This is a genomic window from bacterium (genome assembly GCA_021157605.1).
Lineage (GTDB): Bacteria > Patescibacteriota > UBA1384 > JAGGWG01 > JAGGWG01 > JAGGWG01.
Genome location: JAGGWG010000020.1, coordinates 38,441 through 57,386 on the forward strand (window position 1 = coordinate 38,441; position 18,946 = coordinate 57,386).

Genomic DNA, 18,946 nt, shown 5'->3' on the forward strand with positions numbered 1-18,946 from the left:
TAATTGATTTTAATTAGCAACCAAAAGATACCCTCCTTTGATTATTTTGCCCGGGGAGGGAGTCGAACCCTCACGTCCGCAAGCGGACAAGGGATTTTAAGTCCCTTGCGTCTACCAATTCCGCCACCCGGGCACAAAACCTCTGGACAAAGGGCCTTAAATTTTTTAATGCCACCCAAATCAATCTCTTTAATTCCGTTTAGGCATCCTATTCTTTTTGGGGAGGGCAGGATTCGAACCTGCGTAGCCACAAGGGCGCCAGTTTTACAGACTGGTGCGTTTGACCACTCCGCCACCTCCCCGGAAAAAATACTCTCACTTTAAGATCCCTTTTTCAAGCAATTTTGCGCTCTACTGATTCTAAAATAGCTCTATACCTTACATTGTGGGGCTCGATTTCAAGCGCCTGCTTTATTGCCTCTCTTGCTTCCTTAAAACGTTCTAAACCAACCAGAGCCAAAGCCAAATCAGCCCAACGGTAAGCAATTTTATTGTTAAAATGCAGAGCCTTATCAAAGCTTTCAGCTGCCTGACGATAATCTTTATTTTTCAAAAAAGCTAAACCTAAAGCATGGTAGTAAAATCCATTTTCTGAATCTCGTCTAATAGCTGTTTTTAAAGCAGAAATAGCATTTTTGTATTTCTTCTGTTCAAGATACAAAAGACCCAACTCATAAAAAACTACTGCTTTTTGAGAAAAAATACCCAATAGTTTTAGCAAAACCTTTTCCGCCTTATCTACTTCACCTTTACGTTTCAAACTTCTCACTTTTTCTAAAGCCTTTTCAAGCTTCAATTTTTTCTTTAACAAAGTTTCTCTTTTTTTCTTTTGATTCTGTAGTTTAGATGAAAGAGGAGTTTTAACTAAACTCTGTTCACTTACACCTTGAGAAGCAATTAAATGAAAACGTTTAAAAAGAACAACTAAAATAACACTAAGGATCAAAACCAAAACAACTTGCAGCATAACTTTAAATAAGTTAGTTTTTTTTGGGAACTACCTGGTCAGCTTTTACTACTGCTGTTCCTCCGTCTTTAAAACGCACCACAACCTCTCTAGTCAAGATATTACCAGAAATTACCTCCCCCTCTTTGTCTCCAATTTTAACAGCTGTTCCTATCTTTGGCAACTTTTTGGCTTCTTCTTTATAAACCCCTTGTTCATAAAGCAGACAGCAACGCAAACGACCACATACCCCTTTAGACTTCTCTCTTGAAGCAACAGCTGACAACTGCTCTTTAACCATATCTGGAGTAATCTTAACTAAATTTGATAAAAACCTTTGGCAACAAAGCTCTTGTCCACAAATCCCAATCCCTCCTTTAATCAAAGCAGACTGGCGAGGAGTAATCTGTTGCAAACGAATTACCTGAGGAAAAAGAGAAATAAGCTCTCTTAAAAGCTCTCTAAAGTCAATCCTTTGCGGAGCAGTATAGTAAAAAATAAGCCTTTTTTGATCAAAAGTAATATATGCCTTTATAGGTTTCATCCCTTCTTTATCTAATTTATATTTTTTTACGAGATCGCTAAAAACTTTAAAGGATTTCTTTTCTTTAATTTTCGCGTTCAATAAATAAGTTTCAAGTTCTTTTTCTTTGCCGCTTAAAAAACGAATGATTTTTCCTTTAACTTCTTTCTTGTCTGGATGCTTAACCAAACCTAAAACCCTTCCAATTTCACGCCCCCACTCACTTTCTACTACAGCGTAAGGTTCTATCTTTCCTTCAAACTCAAAAATGCCTCTTTCTTCTCCTCCTCTTGTTTGCAAAAGAATATATTTCTTCATACTTTATTTAATTTTCTCTTTTTTAATAGAATATAAAGGTTTAACCAAAAAAGATCCAGATTTATATTAATTTTTTTAGCTTGGAGATAAGCAGACAGAATAATCGGCAAAAAAATCTTATTCTTCTCTTTTCTTAAAGCTAAAAGCCATGAAAAAAGCAACTTTTTAAGCTCTTCTCTATTTTTAGGTTTATCCTGCATCCAGCTGTCTAGATTAATTAATTCTAAATGGTTATCTTTTTCATCTTGAGTAAAGTAAAAATAGTACTTCTGACAACGAGAAAGAACGGTTTCCAAAACCCCCTCTTCTGAAGAAGCAAAAAGAATATACACTTGCCCAACTCTTGTTTCCTCTAATGCCTTTAAAAGTGCGTTTTGAACACTTTTGTTGGCAAGATTAAAGTGTTTTAGAGCCAAAACCTTAAAATCCGAAATGGGTTTTTTCTCCATTTTTGATAACAAAAAACGAACTGAGTCCACTTTTTCTTCTCCCGGCTCAAGCCAGTCTAAAACCTGAAGCCTCTTGCTGTTAAAAAGCTCTTTCTTTAAAAACTGGCTGCAGCTTTCCATCTCTTTTTCTGGCACAAACAACAAAAAACTGCCTTTTTTCTCTGTCTTTATCTTTTGGACAAACTCTTTTAGTTGTTTTTCCATAAATACATTAATATAATGAAACAAGAAAAAAAGAAAAACAATGGCAGAAGAAATCAAAACAGACAAAACTATTATTTGCGCTAAATGTAATAAACCATTTGTTTGGTCTAAAGAAGAACAAGCTTACTATCAAAAAATTGGACTTAAACATGAACCCAAACTCTGCCCCAAGTGTCGCGAGGAAAGAAAAAAAATGAAAGCCAAGGAAATAACCTGCCTTAAGTGCGGAAGAAAAGGGCATATACGGGGAGAGATACCTGATCTAAAGGGCTATTGTGAGCCTTGTTTTGAAGAAATTATTCAAGAGGCAAAAAATAAAGGGGAAGAGATTAAAGAAATTCGCGAACCAGAAAAACAATAAAACAAAACTTACTTTATTTTTATCTTCTCCTCTTGTAAAAGCTTTTTACGACACTTTGTACAGATTTTAAGCCTCTGCCACTTCCCCTTATAAAAAACCAAAGCCTTTTGGATGTTGGGCTTAAATCGTCTGATCGCACGTTTTTTTGAATAACTTACGCTTCTGCCTTTTGCCGGTTTTTTCCCGCAGATTTCACATCTCATAATATAGCATTTTAAAAAATACTTAGTTAGAATAACAAAGAAAGATTAAATAATCAAGATAAATGCTTATTCTTAATGTTCTTTCTAATCCTTTATTGGCCATTGCTTTTTTAGTGGGTATTCTTTTGGCTATTTCTGTCCATGAATTTGCCCATGCTTTAGCAGCTGTTAGAGCCGGAGACCTTACTCCAAAATTAGCCGGCCGCCTAACTTTAAATCCCCTTGCCCATTTAGATCCTTTGGGAACTCTATTTTTGCTCTTGGCTGGGTTTGGCTGGGGCAAACCTGTGCCAATTAACCCTTTTAATCTGCCTAATCCTCAAAAAAGCCAGGCATGGATAGCTTTAGCTGGTCCTTTAGCTAACATTATTTTAGCTCTTATTTTAGCTATACCCATTAGGCTCTCCCACTTTGGACTATGGCCAGAAGGATTAATAGCAGCACAAATTATACAAATACTGCAAATAATTATTGAGCTCAATCTGCTTTTAGCGGTTTTTAACCTTTTGCCAATCCCTCCTCTTGACGGTTCAAAAATAATCTTTGCCTTTGTTTCTCAAGAGACTCAAGTAGCTATTGAACAGATTGGACCTTGGGTTTTGTTTGCTCTGCTTTTTCTTTCCTTTGCCACCCCTGTAAATATCTTTTCTGCCACCCTTTTCCCTCTAATCCAATATCTAAACTATCTTATCACCGCTTTTCCCTTTAGCTGACTTTATAATTTAAAAGCCTCCCAAGAAACGTTCTGGACAGGCTTTGGTTTAAGTGGGATCCCGCATCTGCCTGCCACAGCAAGCAGAGATGTTGGGAACCCCGCTGTAAATTTAGAATAATTTACGGCGGGGCATCCGCAAAGGACTCCCTTAAGAAACATTTTGACCCTGTCAGAATCGATCTTGAGAGGCGTTTTAATTTTAAAATAAAAAATAATTATTTTCAAAATCTCAATTGCCAATATTTCTTTTTTTGGCTAACATATAAATTAATGCAAAGCCAAATTGCCAAAATCATTACTTCTCCAAAAATAGAATCCCGTTATTTTTTAACAGGTAGCTACACCCCCAGAGAAGAAAATCTAATTCAAAAAGGAACAATATTTTGGCTTATAGAGATAACTGCTCCGGGACAGGAAAAAATAGCTTCTCTAATTATCAAACGTTTTAAACAATACTACACCCAAAAAGAAGACGGGCTTTGGGGTTTTGAAGCAGTATTAAAAAAGATAAACCGCCGTTTAGGTAAAGAACTACAACATAAAAACAGCAGTTGGGTTAATCATTTAAATGCAGTTCTGGGGTTAATTCAGGACAACTCTTTACATCTTGCCCCTACTGGCGAAGCAACTGCTTATCTTTTTAGAGAAAACAAGATCTCCAATATTCTGGAAGTAGAAGAATCACCCCCGCCTTTACAAACCTTTATCAGCGTTATTTCAGGCGACCTACAACCTAATGACAAGGTCTTTCTGGGCAGCAGCGAGTTTTCTTCATATATGACTATTGAAACTTTAGCGGATTTTTTAAACTCCCCTACTGAAAAAGCGCTCCAAGAGATCGCCAACTACTTCAGAGAGAGAAATTTAAGAAAAATAAACGCTCTTATTGTTGACTGCTCTGAACAGCCGCTACATGTAGACACAATTTATTTAGACCAAGCCCCTGAAAACAACTGGCAGAAAACGCTTAAATTTATTAAACAGAGCAAAGAAAAACTCTTTGTTTTAATCAACCAAGCAGCTTTAAACATTGGCTCCCAAGAATTAAAATGGCTAAAAAAATACTGGCAAAATAAAAAAAATATCGAAACTGAAAAAAAATCTGCTTTTGTTGGCTCAGCTTTAAAAATAGAGGCAGTTAAAAAAATTAGCGGCTTAAGCAGTTTTTTTGCACAAAAGAAATTTAGGGAATTTTTGCAAAAACACAGAAGAAATATCACTTTGGTTGCTATTATTTTAACTCTTATAGCCTTTGCTTCTCTTACTGTTTGGCAAAAAAGCGGCTCCCACAAAAAAGACTTAATAGCTAAATTCGAACAAGCGCAAAAATTAGTAGAAGAAGCTAAAATAAAAAAGACAACCCGACAAACAGAAGAAGCTTATAACCTCTTAAATCAAGCCGAATCATTAGCTAAAGAAGTAAAATCTTACGCTCCCCTTTCTTCGCAGGCAGAAGACTTAAGTAAAATTATTAATGAAGAACTTAATACTCTCACCAATACCATCCGCCTTTCGCCCTTAACCCCTATACTCAGCGACCTCAATTCTCAAGGCGAAGTGGAAACAGAAAAACTACTTAATCTAAACGGCAAAATTATTACTTACAATCTTAAACACAACCAATTTTTCAGCATTGACCCTGCCACTAAAAAAACAGAAACTTACTTTTATCTACCGCAAGCAGTTGGCAACCCAGAGAAAGCAACCTTATTTTCCAGCGATACCACCTATTTCTTTATCCAAACTAATCAACAAAGCTTTTTTCTCTATTCCACTAAAGACAAAAATTTAGTTGAAGCCCCTCAGGCAGGAAGTTTTGATTGGCCAGCTCAAATTAAAGATCTGCTTAATTTCCGCAACCGCGTCTATTTCTTTACGCCCTCTGGACTCTGGCGCTCAAGCTATACTGCCTCTGGCTTTACCTCTCCGCACAAAGCTTTGGAAACAGACCTAAATAATGCTCTCTCAGCAACTATTGACGGAGCTATTTACTTGCTTTTTCCTCAGGGAGAAATAAAAAAATTTTTAGCCGGAAAAGAAACAGACTTTAGTCTAAAAATACCTTTTTATTTAGATCTCTCCCAAGCAGATAAAATCTTTACCCAACCTGATTTAGGCTCTTTATTTATTTTAATTAAAAACCAAAGAAAAATCGTTGTTTTTGATAAAGCCGGTGAATTCAAACAACAGATTGTTTTTCCTGAGGAATGGGGCGAAATTCAAGACTTTATTGCCGATGTTTCTGGCAACCTCTTTGTTTTAGCGCAAAACAAGATATACCAAACAAAGTACTAATAAAAAAGACCAGAAGAAATCTTTCTTCTGGTCTTGAGAAATTCTATTCCGCCGGAGACAAAAAAGCATAAGTCTCCGGTACCTCCACATTGGTAAGAAACAAATGATGCCTATATCGATTTTCCAAAAGCTTCTTCTGCCTTATTCCCCTAATCTTCAGGAAATGAGACACCTCTTCCGGGAAAAACCCCTGCTCTCGCAGGTCAACATACCTCATAACCAAATTTGAATTAATCCTCATTCCCGACACCTCCTTTTGGAAATGTGCTAATCAAACTATAACTCAAAAACCAAAAAAATCAAGACTACACCCCCTCGCTTAACCTCCCCTTACATCTTTTGGGGTAGATCAATACCTAAAATTTGCGCTAAAACTTGAGCAGTCAAAAGAGCACCTTTAAGAATTTCAAAACGGGCTTTTTTAAGACCTAAATCTTTTTCGTCTTTAAGAGGACAATTGTCGTAAAACCTGTGAAAACTCTCAGCAAAACGCAGTGCTTCTTCATAAATAAAATGCGGCTCTAAAAGCTGAGCGGTTTTGTAAATCTTATAAGGCAAAAGGACAAAACGCTTGATCAAATCCATTTCATAATCACCTAATTTTTTATAATTAGCCTCAACATTCGGCTCTTCCACTTTTGCTAAAATCCCATAAATTCTGGCAGACATATACTTTAAATAGTAAACCGGACTTTTCTTAGCCTCTTTTTTAAAAAGGTCCAAATCAAAATCAAGAGGAGCATTTAAAGTTCGGCTTAAGAGATAAACCTTAAAAACATCAGGCTCTACCAAATCCAAAACTTGATCAGCAGTGATATAAGTCCCTTTCCTTTTTGCCATTAATAAAACTTCCCCTGCTTTTTTTAACCGAACCGGCTGGTAAAAAACAATTTCAAGATTTGCTTTGGCATCCAAAACTTCTAAAGCCGCTTTAAGACGAGGCTTGTGGCCAAAATGGTTAGCTCCCCAAACATCAATCATTTCTTCAGCCCCACGTTTAACCTTGTCCAAATGGTAAGCAATATCATTTAAAAAATAAGTTGGGCGGCCGTCAGAACGGACCAAAACACACTCTCTATCTCCCAGTAAATCTTTGTGTTTAGGGCTAATAAACCAAACTGCCCCCTCTTTTTTAAGAGTGCATCCTTTTTTATTAAGCTTTTTTAAAACCAAGTCGCTTTTTAAAGAGCTTTCATTGCTGACCACATCAAAACTGACCCCTATTTTTTTCAAAGTCTTAAATATATCAGCTAAAGAAAGGGAAATAACTTTTGGCCGCAGCTTCTCTTTTAATTTAGCTAAAGTTATCTTTTGGCTCTTAAAATCCTCTATCAAATCCTTAATTTCCCTCTTCTTTTTTAGCTTAAGAGCAATCTGACGTGGATAATCTCCCTTGTATCCCCCCTCAGGAAAACTATAAACACTACCTGCTAACCAATAAATCACGGTTTCTAGAAAATTCTCTGTTTGAGTGCCTAAATCATTGACATAATACTCTTTTATAACTTCATTTCCGCGCCAGCGAAAAACTTGAGAAAGAACCTCTCCGGCAGGAGCACCTCTTAAATTACCAAGATGTAAAGGACCGGTAGGATTAGCAGAAACAAACTCTAAATTAATTTTTTTCTTTCTGCCTTTAACTCGGAAAAAATCCTCCTTTTCTAAGAGCAAGCGCTTCAATTCCTTTATTAGAGCCTCTTTTTTAAAAAAGAAATTCAAAAAACCAGAACTAAACTCTACTCTAAAATCTGAAAAAAACTCTTTTATTTCACAAAGATAGGTATCAGCTATCTGTTGAGGGGATTTTTTCTTTTTTTTAGCCAAAACAAAAAATAAACTGCTTTCCAAATCAGCCACTTTAGATTCTTTAAACTCAAAATCAAACTTAAATTTTTCTCTTAAACGCTGTTCCGCTTTTTCAATAAGCATCTTAGACCTTGATTTTTTTAAATCTATACTTGCCTACCCGCACTATCTCACCTCCTCTAAGTTTAATCACTTTAAAAGGGTTGTCTATTATAGAACCATCAATCTCTACTGCCTTTTGCTCAATAAGGCGCTGGGCTTCTGACTTGGAGGAAACTAATCCTAAAGCGACCAACAAATCTTTAGCTAAATATTCTTTATTTTCTAAAACCACCTCCTCTACTTCTTGAGGAGTTTTGTTTTGGGAAAAAACTTTAACAAAATACTCTTTTGCTTTTTGAGCCTCTTTTTTCCCTTTTAAATCTTGAACTATTTCTAAAGCTAAGCGCATCTTAATATCTCTGGGATTTCCTCCTTTGGTTAAAGATTTTTTGAGTAAATCAATTTCTTCTCTGGGTACATCAGTCAGCATTTCAAAATACTCAAAAATTAGACCATCAGGGATAGACATAATCTTGGCAAAGATTTCTTGGGCAGGAAGAGCAAGAGGAATATCATTACCTAAACTTTGACTCATCTTCTCTTTACCATCTGTGCCTGTCAAAATTTTCAATAAAACTACTTCCTGCGGAGTTTGTCCTAACTCTTTTTGTATTTCCCGTCCCAAAAGCTCATTAAATTTCTGATCTGTACCTCCTAAAGCCACGTCTGCTTCAAGAACCACTGAATCATAAGCCTGAAGCACAGGGTACAACAACTCATGCATTCTTATAGGTTTATTCTTTTTAATCCTCTCCTGAAACATATCCCTTTCAATCAGACGAGCATAGTTAAAGCGAGACACAATCTGCAAAAACTTTTCCAAATTCATCTTATCATACCATTCGCTGTTATCTCTTACTTCAATTCTTTTCATATCTAAAACAAGCCTTGCCTGATCTAAATAAGAACGCGCCATCTTCTCTACTTCTTTTTTAGGCCGCAATTCTCTGACTTTAAGCTTATCAGTAGGATCACCAAATCTGGCTGTAAAGCCGCCGATTAAAAGAATAACTTTGTGCCCCAATTCCTGAAACTGCCGTAGCTTTCTTAAAACAGCATAATGGCCCAAGTGTAAATCAGCTGTAGTTGGATCTACACCATATTTAACCCGTAAAGGCTGATCTTGGCGCAACCTTTCCCGCAAAGCTGATTCTGAAATAATCTCTTCCACACCCCGACTAAATAAAAAATCTATTTTTTCTTCCATACCTAATTAAAATAATAGAAAAAAAGGCAATAAACAAGAGGGGGTTTGTGGGAGAATAAATCTTTGTCTATAATATTAAAGAGATGCCGCGCAAAAATAAAAAACCCTCTTTTTTTCTCCCTCAAGCTTTAAAAACAAAGTTATCGCGCCGAAGATTAAAAAAACTTTGGCGTAATAAAAAGTTTAAAAAAGCTTTTATTTTTACCCTTATAGGTTTAGGAATTATATTTGTGGGCACTATTGCCTGGTTCTCAAAGGACCTCCCTACCCCAAGCAAAATAAAGCAATGGCGCCCTGCTCTATCTACAAAAATTTTGGATCGCAATGGCAAACTATTATATGAGGTTCACGGCGAAGAAAAACGTACTTGGACTGAAATCAAAGACATCCCTGAAAATATGCAGAAAGCTACTATTGCCGCTGAAGACAAAGAGTTTTACCACCACTTTGGCATTAACCTCAAAGGTTTAACCAGAGCTTTCTTGAGAGATGTATTGCATCGTTCCTATAAAGAAGGAGGATCAAGCATCACTCAGCAGTTTGTAAAAAACGCCCTTCTGACCCCCAAACGCACCCTAACACGCAAAATTAAAGAAGCTATTCTCTCCATTGAACTTGAGGTTCTTTATTCTAAAGAGCAGATTTTAGAGATGTACCTTAATACTATCCCTTATGGTTCCAATGCTTATGGCGTGGAAGCCGCTGCTCAAACTTTTTTTGGTAAATCAGCAAAAGATCTTAATCTGGCTGAGTGCGCTCTTTTGGCTTCTTTGCCTAAGGCACCTACTTACTACTCTCCTTACGGATCTCATCTCGACTCTCTAATGGCACGTAAAAACTATGTACTGGACCAAATGGTTGACATCCAAGCCATATCCCCTGAAGAAGCAGAAAAAGCCAAAAAGACAAAAATTAGTTTTAAGCCTTACCGGGAACAAATCTTCGCCCCCCACTTTGTTATGTGGATTAAAGAACAACTAGCACAGAAATATGGGCAAAAGATTTTAGAAACAGGAGGACTTAAGGTATATACCACCTTAAATTGGGAAATACAACAAGCTGCTGAAGAAGCGGTTTATGAAGGAGCAGAAAGAAATAAAAACCGCTTTGGCGGCGAAAATGCTTCTTTAGTGGCAATTGACCCCAAAAGCGGAGAAGTTTTGGCAATGGTCGGCAGTAAAAACTATTTTGAGGAAGAGATACAGGGAAGAGTAAATGTTGCTTTAAGACCCAGACAACCCGGTTCTTCTTTTAAACCTATAGTTTATGCCACCTTACTTAAAGGTCAGTGGGCTCCGGGCTACACTCTTTTTGATTTAGAAACCGATTTTGGCGGCGGTTATAAGCCGCATAATTATGATCATAATCAATATGGCCCAGTAACAATCCGCTTTGCTTTAGCTAACTCCCTTAACATCTCTGCTGTTAAAGCCCTATATTTAGCCGGATTAGACAATGTTTTAGCCACAGCTAAAGATTTAGGTATCACTACTCTTACAGAACCAGAAAGGTACGGGCTTTCTTTAGTTTTGGGCGGAGGCGAAGTTAAGCTTTTAGAGCTTACTGGCGCTTACACCGCTTTTGCCCAAAAAGGCCGTTTTGCCCAACCTTTTGGAATTATCAAAGTTTTAGACAGCTCAGAAAAAGTTTTAGAGGAAAACAAACCACAGGTAAAACAAGTACTGCCTGAAGAGATAGCTTATGAAATTTGGGATATTCTTTCAGATACAACAGCCCGCTCTGCTGTATTTGGCTGGTCAAAATATATGAGCCTTCCCGACAGAAAAGTGGCGCTTAAAACCGGCACTACTGACGATTTTCGTGATGCCTGGACCATTGGTTTTGTGCCCAATTTAGTGGCTGGTGTCTGGGCAGGAAATAGTGACAATCGCCCTATGTATAATGCCCCGGGATCAATGGCAGCAGCGCCAATCTGGCATAGTTTTATGACAAAAGTTAAGGACAAATTTCCTATTGAAGAATACAAGCAGCCTGAAGGAATCAGTAAAACTTCAATTGCTTGGGTTTCTAATAAAAAACCAACAGGAGACTCTCCTAAAATAATCTGGGATATTTTTGCTCCGTGGCAATTGCCCAAAGAATGGGACGATATCTTTATAAAAAAGAAAATCTGCAAACTGAATGGCTTGCTGGCAAATGACGACCACCCTGAAGAACTAACTGAAGAAAAGACATTCGCTAATGTCCATTCAGAGGTACCTGATAATCCGAACTGGGAAGCTCCGGTTTTAGCTTGGGCCAAAGCCAATGGCTATACCAACTATCCCCCCCAAGAGTACTGCTCAGAGCACTCAAATAAACAGCGGCCCGAAATAACCTTTAATTCCCCTAAAGACAAATCAACTGTGGCTGGCGAGATCTCTGTTGAAGTACAAATAAGCTCTGTTTGGGGACTGAAAACTTTGAGTTTTTATTTAGACGGCACACAAATTAAAAAATTTACCTCTCCCCCATTTAGCTTCAGCTTACAAACGTCTCTCTATAAAAATGGAGAGCATACATTAAAAGCTAAAGCTGTAGACGAATTGGGGTTGAGTAGTGAAAAAACTATCAATCTAAATTTTAACAACACTACTCCAGAAGTTCTCAATCTTAATGCTTCTCTCTACAATACAAACAGCGTGCTTTTAAAATGGGGCAACCCTGCAAATATCTCTTATCTAAAAATCTATCGTTCAATTTATCCGGAAAACTTAGGTGTACTAATTAAAGACAACTACCACGGTGAAAGTTATTTAGATGCTTCCCTGTCTGCAAACACCTACTACTTTACTGTTCGCACTGTAAACAGCAAAGGAGAGGAAAGTGTGGGTAAAAGAGTGAGTATTACTATTCCTTAGAAACCTAATTTTTTTATCACTTCTTTTAAATCCTTAACAGGAATAATTTTAAGTTTCTTTGAAGCAAAAATCTTTTTTGATTCTGGAACTATAACTTTTTTAAAACCTAATTTTTTAGCTTCTTTTAGCCGTAACTGATGGCCAACAACTTCTTTGACCTCACCTGATAAGGATACCTCGCCCCAAAAGGCAGAGTAAGGATCTATTTTTTTGTCTTTTAAAGAAGAAATCAAGGCGACAGCTACAGCTAAATCTCCGGCTGGCTCTTTTAGATTAAGACCTCCGGAAACTTTAACAAAAACGTCTTTGTCAAAAAAACGCAGACGCAGACGTTTTTCTAAAACCGCTAAAATCAAAAGCAGGCGGTTAAGTTCAATACCAATAGCAGTGCGCTTGGGATAAGGAGAAAAACTCTTGGTAGTTAAAGCCTCAATAGTAACAAATAAAGGCCTTGTCCCTTCCAAAACACAAGCCTGTACACTACCAGAACTTTTGGCAAAAGAAAGAAATATTTGTGACGGATTTTTCACCGGCAAAAGACCCTCTTTTTTCATTTCAAAAACCCCTACCTCAGAAACCGGACCGAAGCGGTTTTTGACTGAACGCAATAGGCGATAAAAACCATACCTTTCCCCCTCTAAATAGAGCACAACATCTACCATATGCTCTACTGTTTTTGGTCCAGCTACTACACCCTCTTTAGTAACATGCCCAATAAGCAAAACTGCTATCTTCTCTTCCTTAGCAAACTGCATTAACTTAAGAGTAACCGCTTTTACTTGAGGAATTGAACCAGCAGAAGCATCAATTGTTTCATCTGTAAGAGTTTGCAAAGAATCAACAATAAGAAGTTTGGGTCTTCTGTTTTTAGCTTCTTCTAAAACTTGACTAAGAGAGTTGGTGGCTAAAAAGTCTGGTTTTTTCTTTCCTTTTATTCTCTGCCAACGCTCAGAAACCTGAAACAGGTTTTCTTCACCAGAAACATAAAAAGAATCAACCAGTCCAGCAATTTGTAAAGCTAAAGTTGACTTCCCGACTCCCGGATCACCTCCCAACAGCACTAACGCCCCTTCCACCAAACCGCCCCCCAACACTCTGTCCAGCTCAGAAATACCAGAAAAAATACGCTTAAACCCTGCTTTTTTCAATTTTTCTGTTTTGGCTGGCAAAAACTTTTTTTTCTCTCGGATTTTTCCACCCAAATGTAGCTCCTTAAAGCTATTCCACTGACCGCAGTGAGGACATTTTCCCAACCATTTAGCGGATTCAAAACCGCAATTAGAACAAACATACACTGAAGCTACCATTAACTCCAGTATAAACAAAATAACAAAACCAACAAGCGAAAAACTCAAGAACCAATTTTCAAATCTTGAATCTTTAACTCTACCTTTGGACGACCAGCATAGTTGTCACAAATAAGAGAATAAACTAAATCTACTTTTTGCCCCCTACTTAAATGATTATTCAGGTCTCCTCCGTTAAAATAAACAGCCCGCATAACCTGACCCCCTTCCTGTAGAAAAATAGAAAGATGCCTGTTGCCATTCCCCATTGTTTTTAAATCCACAACCTCTGCTTCTTGGGTTAAAAATAAAGGTTTAGGATTACCCATACCAAAAGGTTCAAAATCCTGCATTAACTGCCAAAAACTAAAATCAATATCCTTAAAACTCAATATAGCGTCAATCTCTAACACCGGTAGCAAATCTTCTTCTTTTATTTTCTCTTCTGCCAATTGCAACAGCTTTTCGTAAAATTCCTCAACCTTATCCAACGCCAACTCTACACCAGCAGCTTTGGCATGACCGCCACCTTTGATAATAAAATCTTTAACTTCAGCCAAAGCCTCAACCAAATGAAAACCATCAATAGAACGTGCTGATCCTCTTGCTGTTTTTTCTCCTCTCTGTAAAACAAAAACCGGACGGTTAAAAGTTTCTTTTAGTTTGGAAGCTATTAAACCAACTAAACCAGAAGGCCATTCTTTATCTTGCACTAAAATAATCTTATGGCGGTGAAGTTTATTTTTTTCAATCTGCTTCAAAGCCTCTTTAACAAACCTTTCTGTCTGGCGCTGACGTTCACGATTCACTCCGTCTAAAATCTGGGCTAAACGACAAGCCTCCTTTCTGTCTTGAGTAGTCAAAAGTTTAAAAGAAGTTTGGGGATTGTAAATTCTTCCCGGAGCATTAATTCTGGGAGCAAGAATAAAACCTACTCGATAAGCATCAATAGTATCAGATTCCAACCCTGATATCTTGATTAGCTCCTGCAACCCTACCCTTTTTGTCTTTTGCAACACCCTAAGACCAAATTTAGCCAAAACCCTGTTTTCAGAAATTAAAGGAACCATATCAAAAATCACTGAAATTGCCATTAAATCTAAAGACCAACGCAAAAAATCATTACTAATCCTTTTGTCCATCCTGGAAATACCCTGAATCAACTTAAAAGCAACAGCCGCTCCAGAAAGCTCTCTAAAAGGGTACTTTTCGTCTTTTCTCTTGGGATCAATTACTGCCAAAGCTTGAGGCAAAACTCTGCCGGTCTCATGATGATCACAGATTATAACATCTATACCTAATTTTTTTGCCAAACGGCAAGCTTTTAAGTCTTTAATACCAGCATCTACAACTACTATTAATTTTACCCCTTTGCTAGAAAAATAGTTAACCGCTTGAGGAGAAAAACCATAACCCTCAGAACGGGAAGGAATATAGACCAAAGTCTTAAGCCCTAATTTTTTAAAAGCTTCAGATAAAAAAGCGGCTCCAGGTATACCATCAGCATCATAATCACCAAAAATACCGACCTTTTCCTTGTTTTTGGAAGCTTGAATAATACGTTTTGCTGCTTTTTCTAAATCACGAAGCCTAAAAGGGTCAAATAAATCTTTTTTGGTATCTGGCTGCAAAAAAGACTGCACCTCCTTTTCAACCTTTTTCAAAGAAGAAATAACTCCCCGATTGTATAAAAGTTGAACTTTTAGGTCATTACTAACTTTAGGGAAAATTCGCCACTTAAACTTTGATTTCATCGTTCTATTTTACAAAAACCCGATGAGAAAAGCGAAGATCAATATATTCAGTAGGAGCAATCATCTCTTTAGCCCTGATAAATTGAGATAACATCTCCTGAGGAGAACGCGTCGGAGAAACAATCAAGGCTATGCCATTATCAGTAAAAGCCCAAAGATCAAACAAAGACTCATTAATTTCAAAATGATCTATTTTTATTCCTTTTTCTTTGGCTTCTTTTTGAAAACTTAAAAGAAACTCCCCAAAAGAGTAAGGTATAATTTTTCTGCCAATCGCAACAGGCAGATTTTTATTATCCTTAACTCTTAAGAGCTTGCTATTTTTACCCTCTTTAATCACCCGCCCCTTTTCTCCAAGCAAAAAAGTTTTTCCTCCTGTTTCCCAATTCATTATTGGAGTTGTCTCCTGAAGCACTATTTTGACTGTGTGAGGCAAACCTTTGAAAATCAAAACTTCTAAAACTAAAGGGTTTTTACTCAAGATCTGATCTTTAAGATTTTGACCCTGCCAAAGAAAGATATTTTTGCCTAAAGCTTCTGATTTGGCTATCTCTTCTATTTCCTTTTTTTCCACACCCGCGGTATGCCCTATCTCTATCTCCTTAATAACAAAAACAGGTGAAAGCAGAAAAAGATAGAACAAGGCGGAAATAATAGCTACAAAAAAAATAACCAAAAATATCTTTTTCCAAGGTATTTCTGTTTTTTTTGAAGACCTGTAACCGGGAATAACTTTAGGCATGCGCTGAATGCTCATCTAAAAAATTAATTAACCAACCTTGTTAGCAAACTTTTTACTTTTCTTCTTTAAGTTCAGCTACCTCTATCTCCTCTTCCAGCATTATAGCAAATTTTTTCCTCACCGCCTCTTTGGCTCGCTCTGCTAATAACAAGTAGTCTTTGCTTTTGCCACCACCCAAATTCACAAAAAAATTAGCGTGAATTTCAGAAATCTGGATTCTGCCTAAACGTTGACCTTTGAGGCCAGCGCTATCAAGCAGAAATCCAGCTGAAATCCGCCCCTCTCTTTTGGGACCTTTAAAACCAGCCGGAGCTAAAGGATTTTTAAAAACACAACCCAAAGAAGGCAACCGAGGTTGGCTTTTCTGTCTGATAAGAAAATGAGACTGAATCATTCGCTTAACCTCAACCATTTGCTTAGGCTCAATCTTTAGCCTGACATTTAAAACCACAGGATAAGAAAGAAAACCGCTTCTTTTCCCTGCTCCCTTAAGCGCAGAAGAACGATAATTAAGAGCTAATTTTTCTTGCGACCAATAAGACTCATTCCCCTTTTTGTCCAAAACATTTATCCCTAAAAGCACATCTTTAATCTCTTTAGAAAAGGCACCAGCGTTATTTACCACTGCCCCAGCCAAAGTGCCTGGTATAGTAGCCAAAAACTCCAAACCGCCCTTATTACGCTGGGCTAACTCTTTAACTAATGACAAAAGAGTGATACCTGAAGGAGCCAAAACTTCATTCTCACTTACCCTTACAGCCTCTTCAGAAGATAAACGATTGTAACGGTTAACTATTACCAAACCAGAAAATCCTTCATCTAAAAAAAGAATATTGCTGGCACTACCAACTACTACATGAGGCAGATTTAAAGAACGGGCTATTTTAACCGCTTTTATCAACTGCTTTTTATTAAACGCCTTAAAAAGATAACGCGCTCTTCCTCCTAAACGAACAAAACTCAATTTTTTCAAAGGGAAACCACGCTCAATTGGGCCTAACTTTTGCTTAAGAATAGCTTCAGTTTCGTCTTTGGCGGAAAAGAAAATCATAATCCCAATACCTCCTTTACTTTAGCTTGGATTTTGGCAAAATTCCCCCCGTAAGGCAAAAGCACATAAGCCCCATTACGATAACTGCTGTACAACAATCCATCCTTGCGGTTATCAATCACATAATTATTTTTTAGAGAAAAATTAGGTATTTCTTTAAGAAAAGATATGGTCTGATTATAAGAAATATCAGTTCTCAAATGGGAAGAAAGAATTTTAATAATATGGTAAAGCCTGAAGGGGTTAAGATAAACCTTATCTTTTAAAAACTTATCTTTGAGTGCCAAAATAACCTGCTGCTGTCTGCGGGAGCGGTCAAAATCAGAATCAGTATACCGAGAACGAACATATCTCAAAACCGTTTCCCCATCCAGATGGTGCCAGCCGGCAGTTAGATAAAGATCGACTACAGAATCATTAAAGTTTTTCTCCACTTCAATATCTAAACCCCCTAAAGCATCAATTAATTCCCTAAATCCATAAAAATCCATCTTTACATAGTAATTAATAGGAATACCCAAGACAGAAGAAACCAACTCTTTTGCATAATCTCCCCCGCCACCATAATACCTGTCTCCACACCAAAACATGGTATTAATTTTATGAAAACCGCATTTCCCCACCTTTAAATAAAGATCTCTGGGCAAAGAAATCAAATAAGCTTCTCCAGAATCCTTAAGAATCAATACCTGAATGCTATCTACTAAAGCGCCGCCGGGGTGGCCAGCCCCGCCTGACCCTAAAAGCAAAAAAGAGGTATAACCGGAAAAATCAACACTTGAAGGTATATAAGCGCTTTGGCTTTTATCCTCTTCAGTTTCATAAGAGGCAATGGAACTAACTTTGGGTTGGAAAATATTATTTTTAGCCTGAGCAAGAAAAAAATAACCATAAGCTAAAAAACCAGTAAAGAGCAAGACTACTGCCAAGGCCACAATCTCCCACCAAAAAAGCCTAAAGTTGCTCTTTTTGTTTTTGGAAAGATCAAAATTAGGCATCTTTTTTGTCCTTTAATAAAGCGAGAATCTCCTGGGCTATTCTTTCTGCTGAATGAGGATAAAAAAGCTGGAAAAGATTATTGCCCATTTTCTCCCTTTCTTCAGGATGGGCGATAAGATAACTTACTGTTTGCCAGAATTTTTTTGGATCAAATCGGGACTCAACAAACATCTTTGCCCCTCCCAATGAAGTAGCAAATTTAGCATTAAAGTACTGGTGATTCTGGGCTGCATAAGGATAAGGAATAAAAAGCACTGCCTTTTTCAAAAAAGCCAGCTCAAATAAAGTATTAGCCCCTGCCCGAGAAATTACCAAATCAGCAGCCGCCAAAAACAAAGGCATTTTATAGGAAAAAGCAAAGATGTGATATTTTTTTTGCAAAACTTGAGGAAGTCTGGCTTTGACTTCTTTTGTTTTAATAATCCCCTGTTTACCAGTCAAATGAACCACCTGTACTTTTTTCAAAAGATAATCTATATTTTGCCAAACTAGCTCATTTAAAAACATTGCTCCTAAACTGCCGCCAGTAATAACTAATATCGGTTTGCCATTATCAAGATTAAGCTTACTTAAAATACTTTTGCGATTTTTAATTTTAAAAAAATCTGAACGAATAGGAATGCCAGCATGGAATAACTTAGGACGAAGACGCTTGGGGTACAAGGAACAAGGAAAAGCCACAGCCATTTTTTTCATAAAACGCAATAGATAGGCATTAGTTTTCCCCATAATGCTGTCCGACTCATGACCAATAATAGGGATTTTCAGGCTGTAGGCAGCTAAAACCATAGGAAAACTCACAAACCCTCCTTTGGCAAAAAGAACTTTAACATCCTCTTTTCTCAATAACGCTCTTGCTTGACAAATCCCACACCCAATTTTTAAAGGGGTAAATAGATTAGAAAAACTAAAAAAACGGTGCCATTTTCCTGAAGTAATAGAGAAAAATTCAAACCCGGCTTTTTTAGCCAACTCCTCTTCTAAAGAATTTTTAAGACCAAAATAAACAATCCTTGCTTTTGGCTCTTTTGCTTTTAGGGCTTTGCCCACTTCAATTGTAGGCCAAATATGCCCAGCCGTTCCTCCCCCAGTTAAACCAATTGTAATCTTAGCCATAAAAAATT

At 37.3% G+C, this 18,946-nt stretch carries 16 protein-coding genes and 2 tRNA genes; 4 read left to right on the forward strand and 14 right to left on the reverse strand.

Going from position 1 to position 18,946, the window contains the following annotated elements; all coding sequences use genetic code 11:
* Positions 1-47 precede the first annotated feature (47 nt).
* The 5 genes from J7K05_02710 to J7K05_02730 form a co-directional block, all read right to left on the reverse strand.
* Positions 48-133 (reverse strand) — tRNA-Leu (locus tag J7K05_02710).
* Between the two features lie 85 nt (positions 134-218).
* A tRNA-Tyr gene (locus J7K05_02715) sits at positions 219-302 on the reverse strand.
* 32 nt (positions 303-334) lie between these two features.
* Entirely contained in the window at positions 335-967 is a 633-nt protein-coding gene (locus J7K05_02720; protein MCD6195078.1) for a tetratricopeptide repeat protein, read from the reverse strand.
* Between the two features lie 13 nt (positions 968-980).
* Positions 981-1,787: a stage 0 sporulation protein gene (locus J7K05_02725; GenBank protein ID MCD6195079.1), complete on the reverse strand. Its 807-nt coding sequence runs from the start codon at positions 1,785-1,787 to the stop codon at positions 981-983.
* On the reverse strand, positions 1,784-2,440 hold the full coding sequence (locus J7K05_02730) for a hypothetical protein (GenBank protein MCD6195080.1): 657 nt from the start codon (positions 2,438-2,440) through the stop codon (positions 1,784-1,786). The genes J7K05_02725 and J7K05_02730 overlap by 4 nt, the downstream gene beginning before the upstream one ends.
* 40 nt (positions 2,441-2,480) lie before the next feature.
* On the opposite strand from J7K05_02730, the gene J7K05_02735 reads away from it, so the two are divergent.
* Positions 2,481-2,801 carry a zinc-ribbon domain containing protein gene (locus tag J7K05_02735; protein ID MCD6195081.1) on the forward strand — a complete coding sequence of 107 codons (321 nt, stop codon included), beginning with the start codon at positions 2,481-2,483 and terminating at the stop codon, positions 2,799-2,801.
* Positions 2,802-2,809: 8 nt separating this feature from the next.
* Here J7K05_02735 and J7K05_02740 read toward each other — a convergent pair whose 3' ends face one another.
* Positions 2,810-3,004 (reverse strand): 50S ribosomal protein L28, encoded by a 195-nt coding sequence (locus J7K05_02740; GenBank protein ID MCD6195082.1) that lies wholly within the window; start codon positions 3,002-3,004, stop codon positions 2,810-2,812.
* Between the two features lie 62 nt (positions 3,005-3,066).
* On the opposite strand from J7K05_02740, the gene J7K05_02745 reads away from it, so the two are divergent.
* Both J7K05_02745 and J7K05_02750 read left to right on the forward strand, forming a co-directional pair.
* Entirely contained in the window at positions 3,067-3,717 is a 651-nt protein-coding gene (locus tag J7K05_02745) for a site-2 protease family protein (GenBank protein MCD6195083.1), read from the forward strand.
* A gap of 272 nt (positions 3,718-3,989) precedes the next feature.
* Entirely contained in the window at positions 3,990-6,014 is a 2,025-nt protein-coding gene (locus J7K05_02750) for a hypothetical protein (GenBank protein ID MCD6195084.1), read from the forward strand.
* A gap of 330 nt (positions 6,015-6,344) precedes the next feature.
* On the opposite strand, the gene J7K05_02755 is transcribed toward J7K05_02750, so the two are convergent.
* Both J7K05_02755 and J7K05_02760 read right to left on the reverse strand, forming a co-directional pair.
* Positions 6,345-7,943 carry an arginine--tRNA ligase gene (locus J7K05_02755; protein MCD6195085.1) on the reverse strand — a complete coding sequence of 533 codons (1,599 nt, stop codon included), beginning with the start codon at positions 7,941-7,943 and terminating at the stop codon, positions 6,345-6,347.
* Position 7,944: 1 nt separating this feature from the next.
* Positions 7,945-9,129 carry a tyrosine--tRNA ligase gene (locus J7K05_02760; GenBank protein ID MCD6195086.1) on the reverse strand — a complete coding sequence of 395 codons (1,185 nt, stop codon included), beginning with the start codon at positions 9,127-9,129 and terminating at the stop codon, positions 7,945-7,947.
* An 83-nt stretch (positions 9,130-9,212) separates the two neighbouring features.
* On the opposite strand from J7K05_02760, the gene J7K05_02765 reads away from it, so the two are divergent.
* A complete protein-coding gene (locus J7K05_02765; protein MCD6195087.1) occupies positions 9,213-11,990 on the forward strand; it encodes a PBP1A family penicillin-binding protein in 2,778 nt (925 codons plus the stop codon).
* Here J7K05_02765 and radA read toward each other — a convergent pair.
* From radA to J7K05_02795, 6 genes are read right to left on the reverse strand one after another with little or no spacing between them, the layout of a single operon-like run.
* Positions 11,987-13,297: a DNA repair protein RadA gene (gene radA / locus J7K05_02770; protein MCD6195088.1), complete on the reverse strand. Its 1,311-nt coding sequence runs from the start codon at positions 13,295-13,297 to the stop codon at positions 11,987-11,989. The genes J7K05_02765 and radA overlap by 4 nt on opposite strands.
* A 44-nt stretch (positions 13,298-13,341) precedes the next feature.
* A complete protein-coding gene (gene recJ / locus J7K05_02775; GenBank protein MCD6195089.1) occupies positions 13,342-15,030 on the reverse strand; it encodes a single-stranded-DNA-specific exonuclease RecJ in 1,689 nt (562 codons plus the stop codon).
* A 4-nt stretch (positions 15,031-15,034) separates the two neighbouring features.
* Positions 15,035-15,787 (reverse strand): FtsQ-type POTRA domain-containing protein, encoded by a 753-nt coding sequence (locus J7K05_02780; GenBank protein MCD6195090.1) that lies wholly within the window; start codon positions 15,785-15,787, stop codon positions 15,035-15,037.
* 37 nt (positions 15,788-15,824) lie between these two features.
* Positions 15,825-16,823, reverse strand: a complete 999-nt coding sequence (murB, locus tag J7K05_02785; GenBank protein ID MCD6195091.1) for a UDP-N-acetylmuramate dehydrogenase — start codon at positions 16,821-16,823, stop codon at positions 15,825-15,827.
* Positions 16,820-17,821: an LCP family protein gene (locus J7K05_02790; GenBank protein MCD6195092.1), complete on the reverse strand. Its 1,002-nt coding sequence runs from the start codon at positions 17,819-17,821 to the stop codon at positions 16,820-16,822. Before J7K05_02790 ends, murB begins: the two co-directional genes overlap by 4 nt.
* Positions 17,814-18,938 carry a UDP-N-acetylglucosamine--N-acetylmuramyl-(pentapeptide) pyrophosphoryl-undecaprenol N-acetylglucosamine transferase gene (locus tag J7K05_02795; protein MCD6195093.1) on the reverse strand — a complete coding sequence of 375 codons (1,125 nt, stop codon included), beginning with the start codon at positions 18,936-18,938 and terminating at the stop codon, positions 17,814-17,816. The genes J7K05_02790 and J7K05_02795 overlap by 8 nt, the downstream gene beginning before the upstream one ends.
* Between the last annotated feature and the right edge of the window lie 8 nt (positions 18,939-18,946).

What these genes read in the sequence shown, in the direction of transcription:
- J7K05_02765 (MCD6195087.1), top strand. Translation starts at nt 9,213, where the DNA reads ATGCCGCGCAAAAATAAAAAACCCTCTTTTTTTCTCCCTCAAGCTTTA.
- J7K05_02745 (MCD6195083.1), top strand. Translation starts at nt 3,067, where the DNA reads ATGCTTATTCTTAATGTTCTTTCTAATCCTTTATTGGCCATTGCTTTT.
- J7K05_02740 (MCD6195082.1), bottom strand. Translation starts at nt 3,004, where the DNA reads ATGAGATGTGAAATCTGCGGGAAAAAACCGGCAAAAGGCAGAAGCGTA.
- J7K05_02760 (MCD6195086.1), bottom strand. Translation starts at nt 9,129, where the DNA reads ATGGAAGAAAAAATAGATTTTTTATTTAGTCGGGGTGTGGAAGAGATT.
- murB (MCD6195091.1), bottom strand. Translation starts at nt 16,823, where the DNA reads ATGATTTTCTTTTCCGCCAAAGACGAAACTGAAGCTATTCTTAAGCAA.
- J7K05_02725 (MCD6195079.1), bottom strand. Translation starts at nt 1,787, where the DNA reads ATGAAGAAATATATTCTTTTGCAAACAAGAGGAGGAGAAGAAAGAGGC.
- J7K05_02750 (MCD6195084.1), top strand. Translation starts at nt 3,990, where the DNA reads ATGCAAAGCCAAATTGCCAAAATCATTACTTCTCCAAAAATAGAATCC.
- recJ (MCD6195089.1), bottom strand. Translation starts at nt 15,030, where the DNA reads ATGAAATCAAAGTTTAAGTGGCGAATTTTCCCTAAAGTTAGTAATGAC.
- J7K05_02795 (MCD6195093.1), bottom strand. Translation starts at nt 18,938, where the DNA reads ATGGCTAAGATTACAATTGGTTTAACTGGGGGAGGAACGGCTGGGCAT.
- J7K05_02780 (MCD6195090.1), bottom strand. Translation starts at nt 15,787, where the DNA reads ATGAGCATTCAGCGCATGCCTAAAGTTATTCCCGGTTACAGGTCTTCA.
- radA (MCD6195088.1), bottom strand. Translation starts at nt 13,297, where the DNA reads ATGGTAGCTTCAGTGTATGTTTGTTCTAATTGCGGTTTTGAATCCGCT.
- J7K05_02790 (MCD6195092.1), bottom strand. Translation starts at nt 17,821, where the DNA reads ATGCCTAATTTTGATCTTTCCAAAAACAAAAAGAGCAACTTTAGGCTT.
- J7K05_02735 (MCD6195081.1), top strand. Translation starts at nt 2,481, where the DNA reads ATGGCAGAAGAAATCAAAACAGACAAAACTATTATTTGCGCTAAATGT.
- J7K05_02730 (MCD6195080.1), bottom strand. Translation starts at nt 2,440, where the DNA reads ATGGAAAAACAACTAAAAGAGTTTGTCCAAAAGATAAAGACAGAGAAA.
- J7K05_02720 (MCD6195078.1), bottom strand. Translation starts at nt 967, where the DNA reads ATGCTGCAAGTTGTTTTGGTTTTGATCCTTAGTGTTATTTTAGTTGTT.
- J7K05_02755 (MCD6195085.1), bottom strand. Translation starts at nt 7,943, where the DNA reads ATGCTTATTGAAAAAGCGGAACAGCGTTTAAGAGAAAAATTTAAGTTT.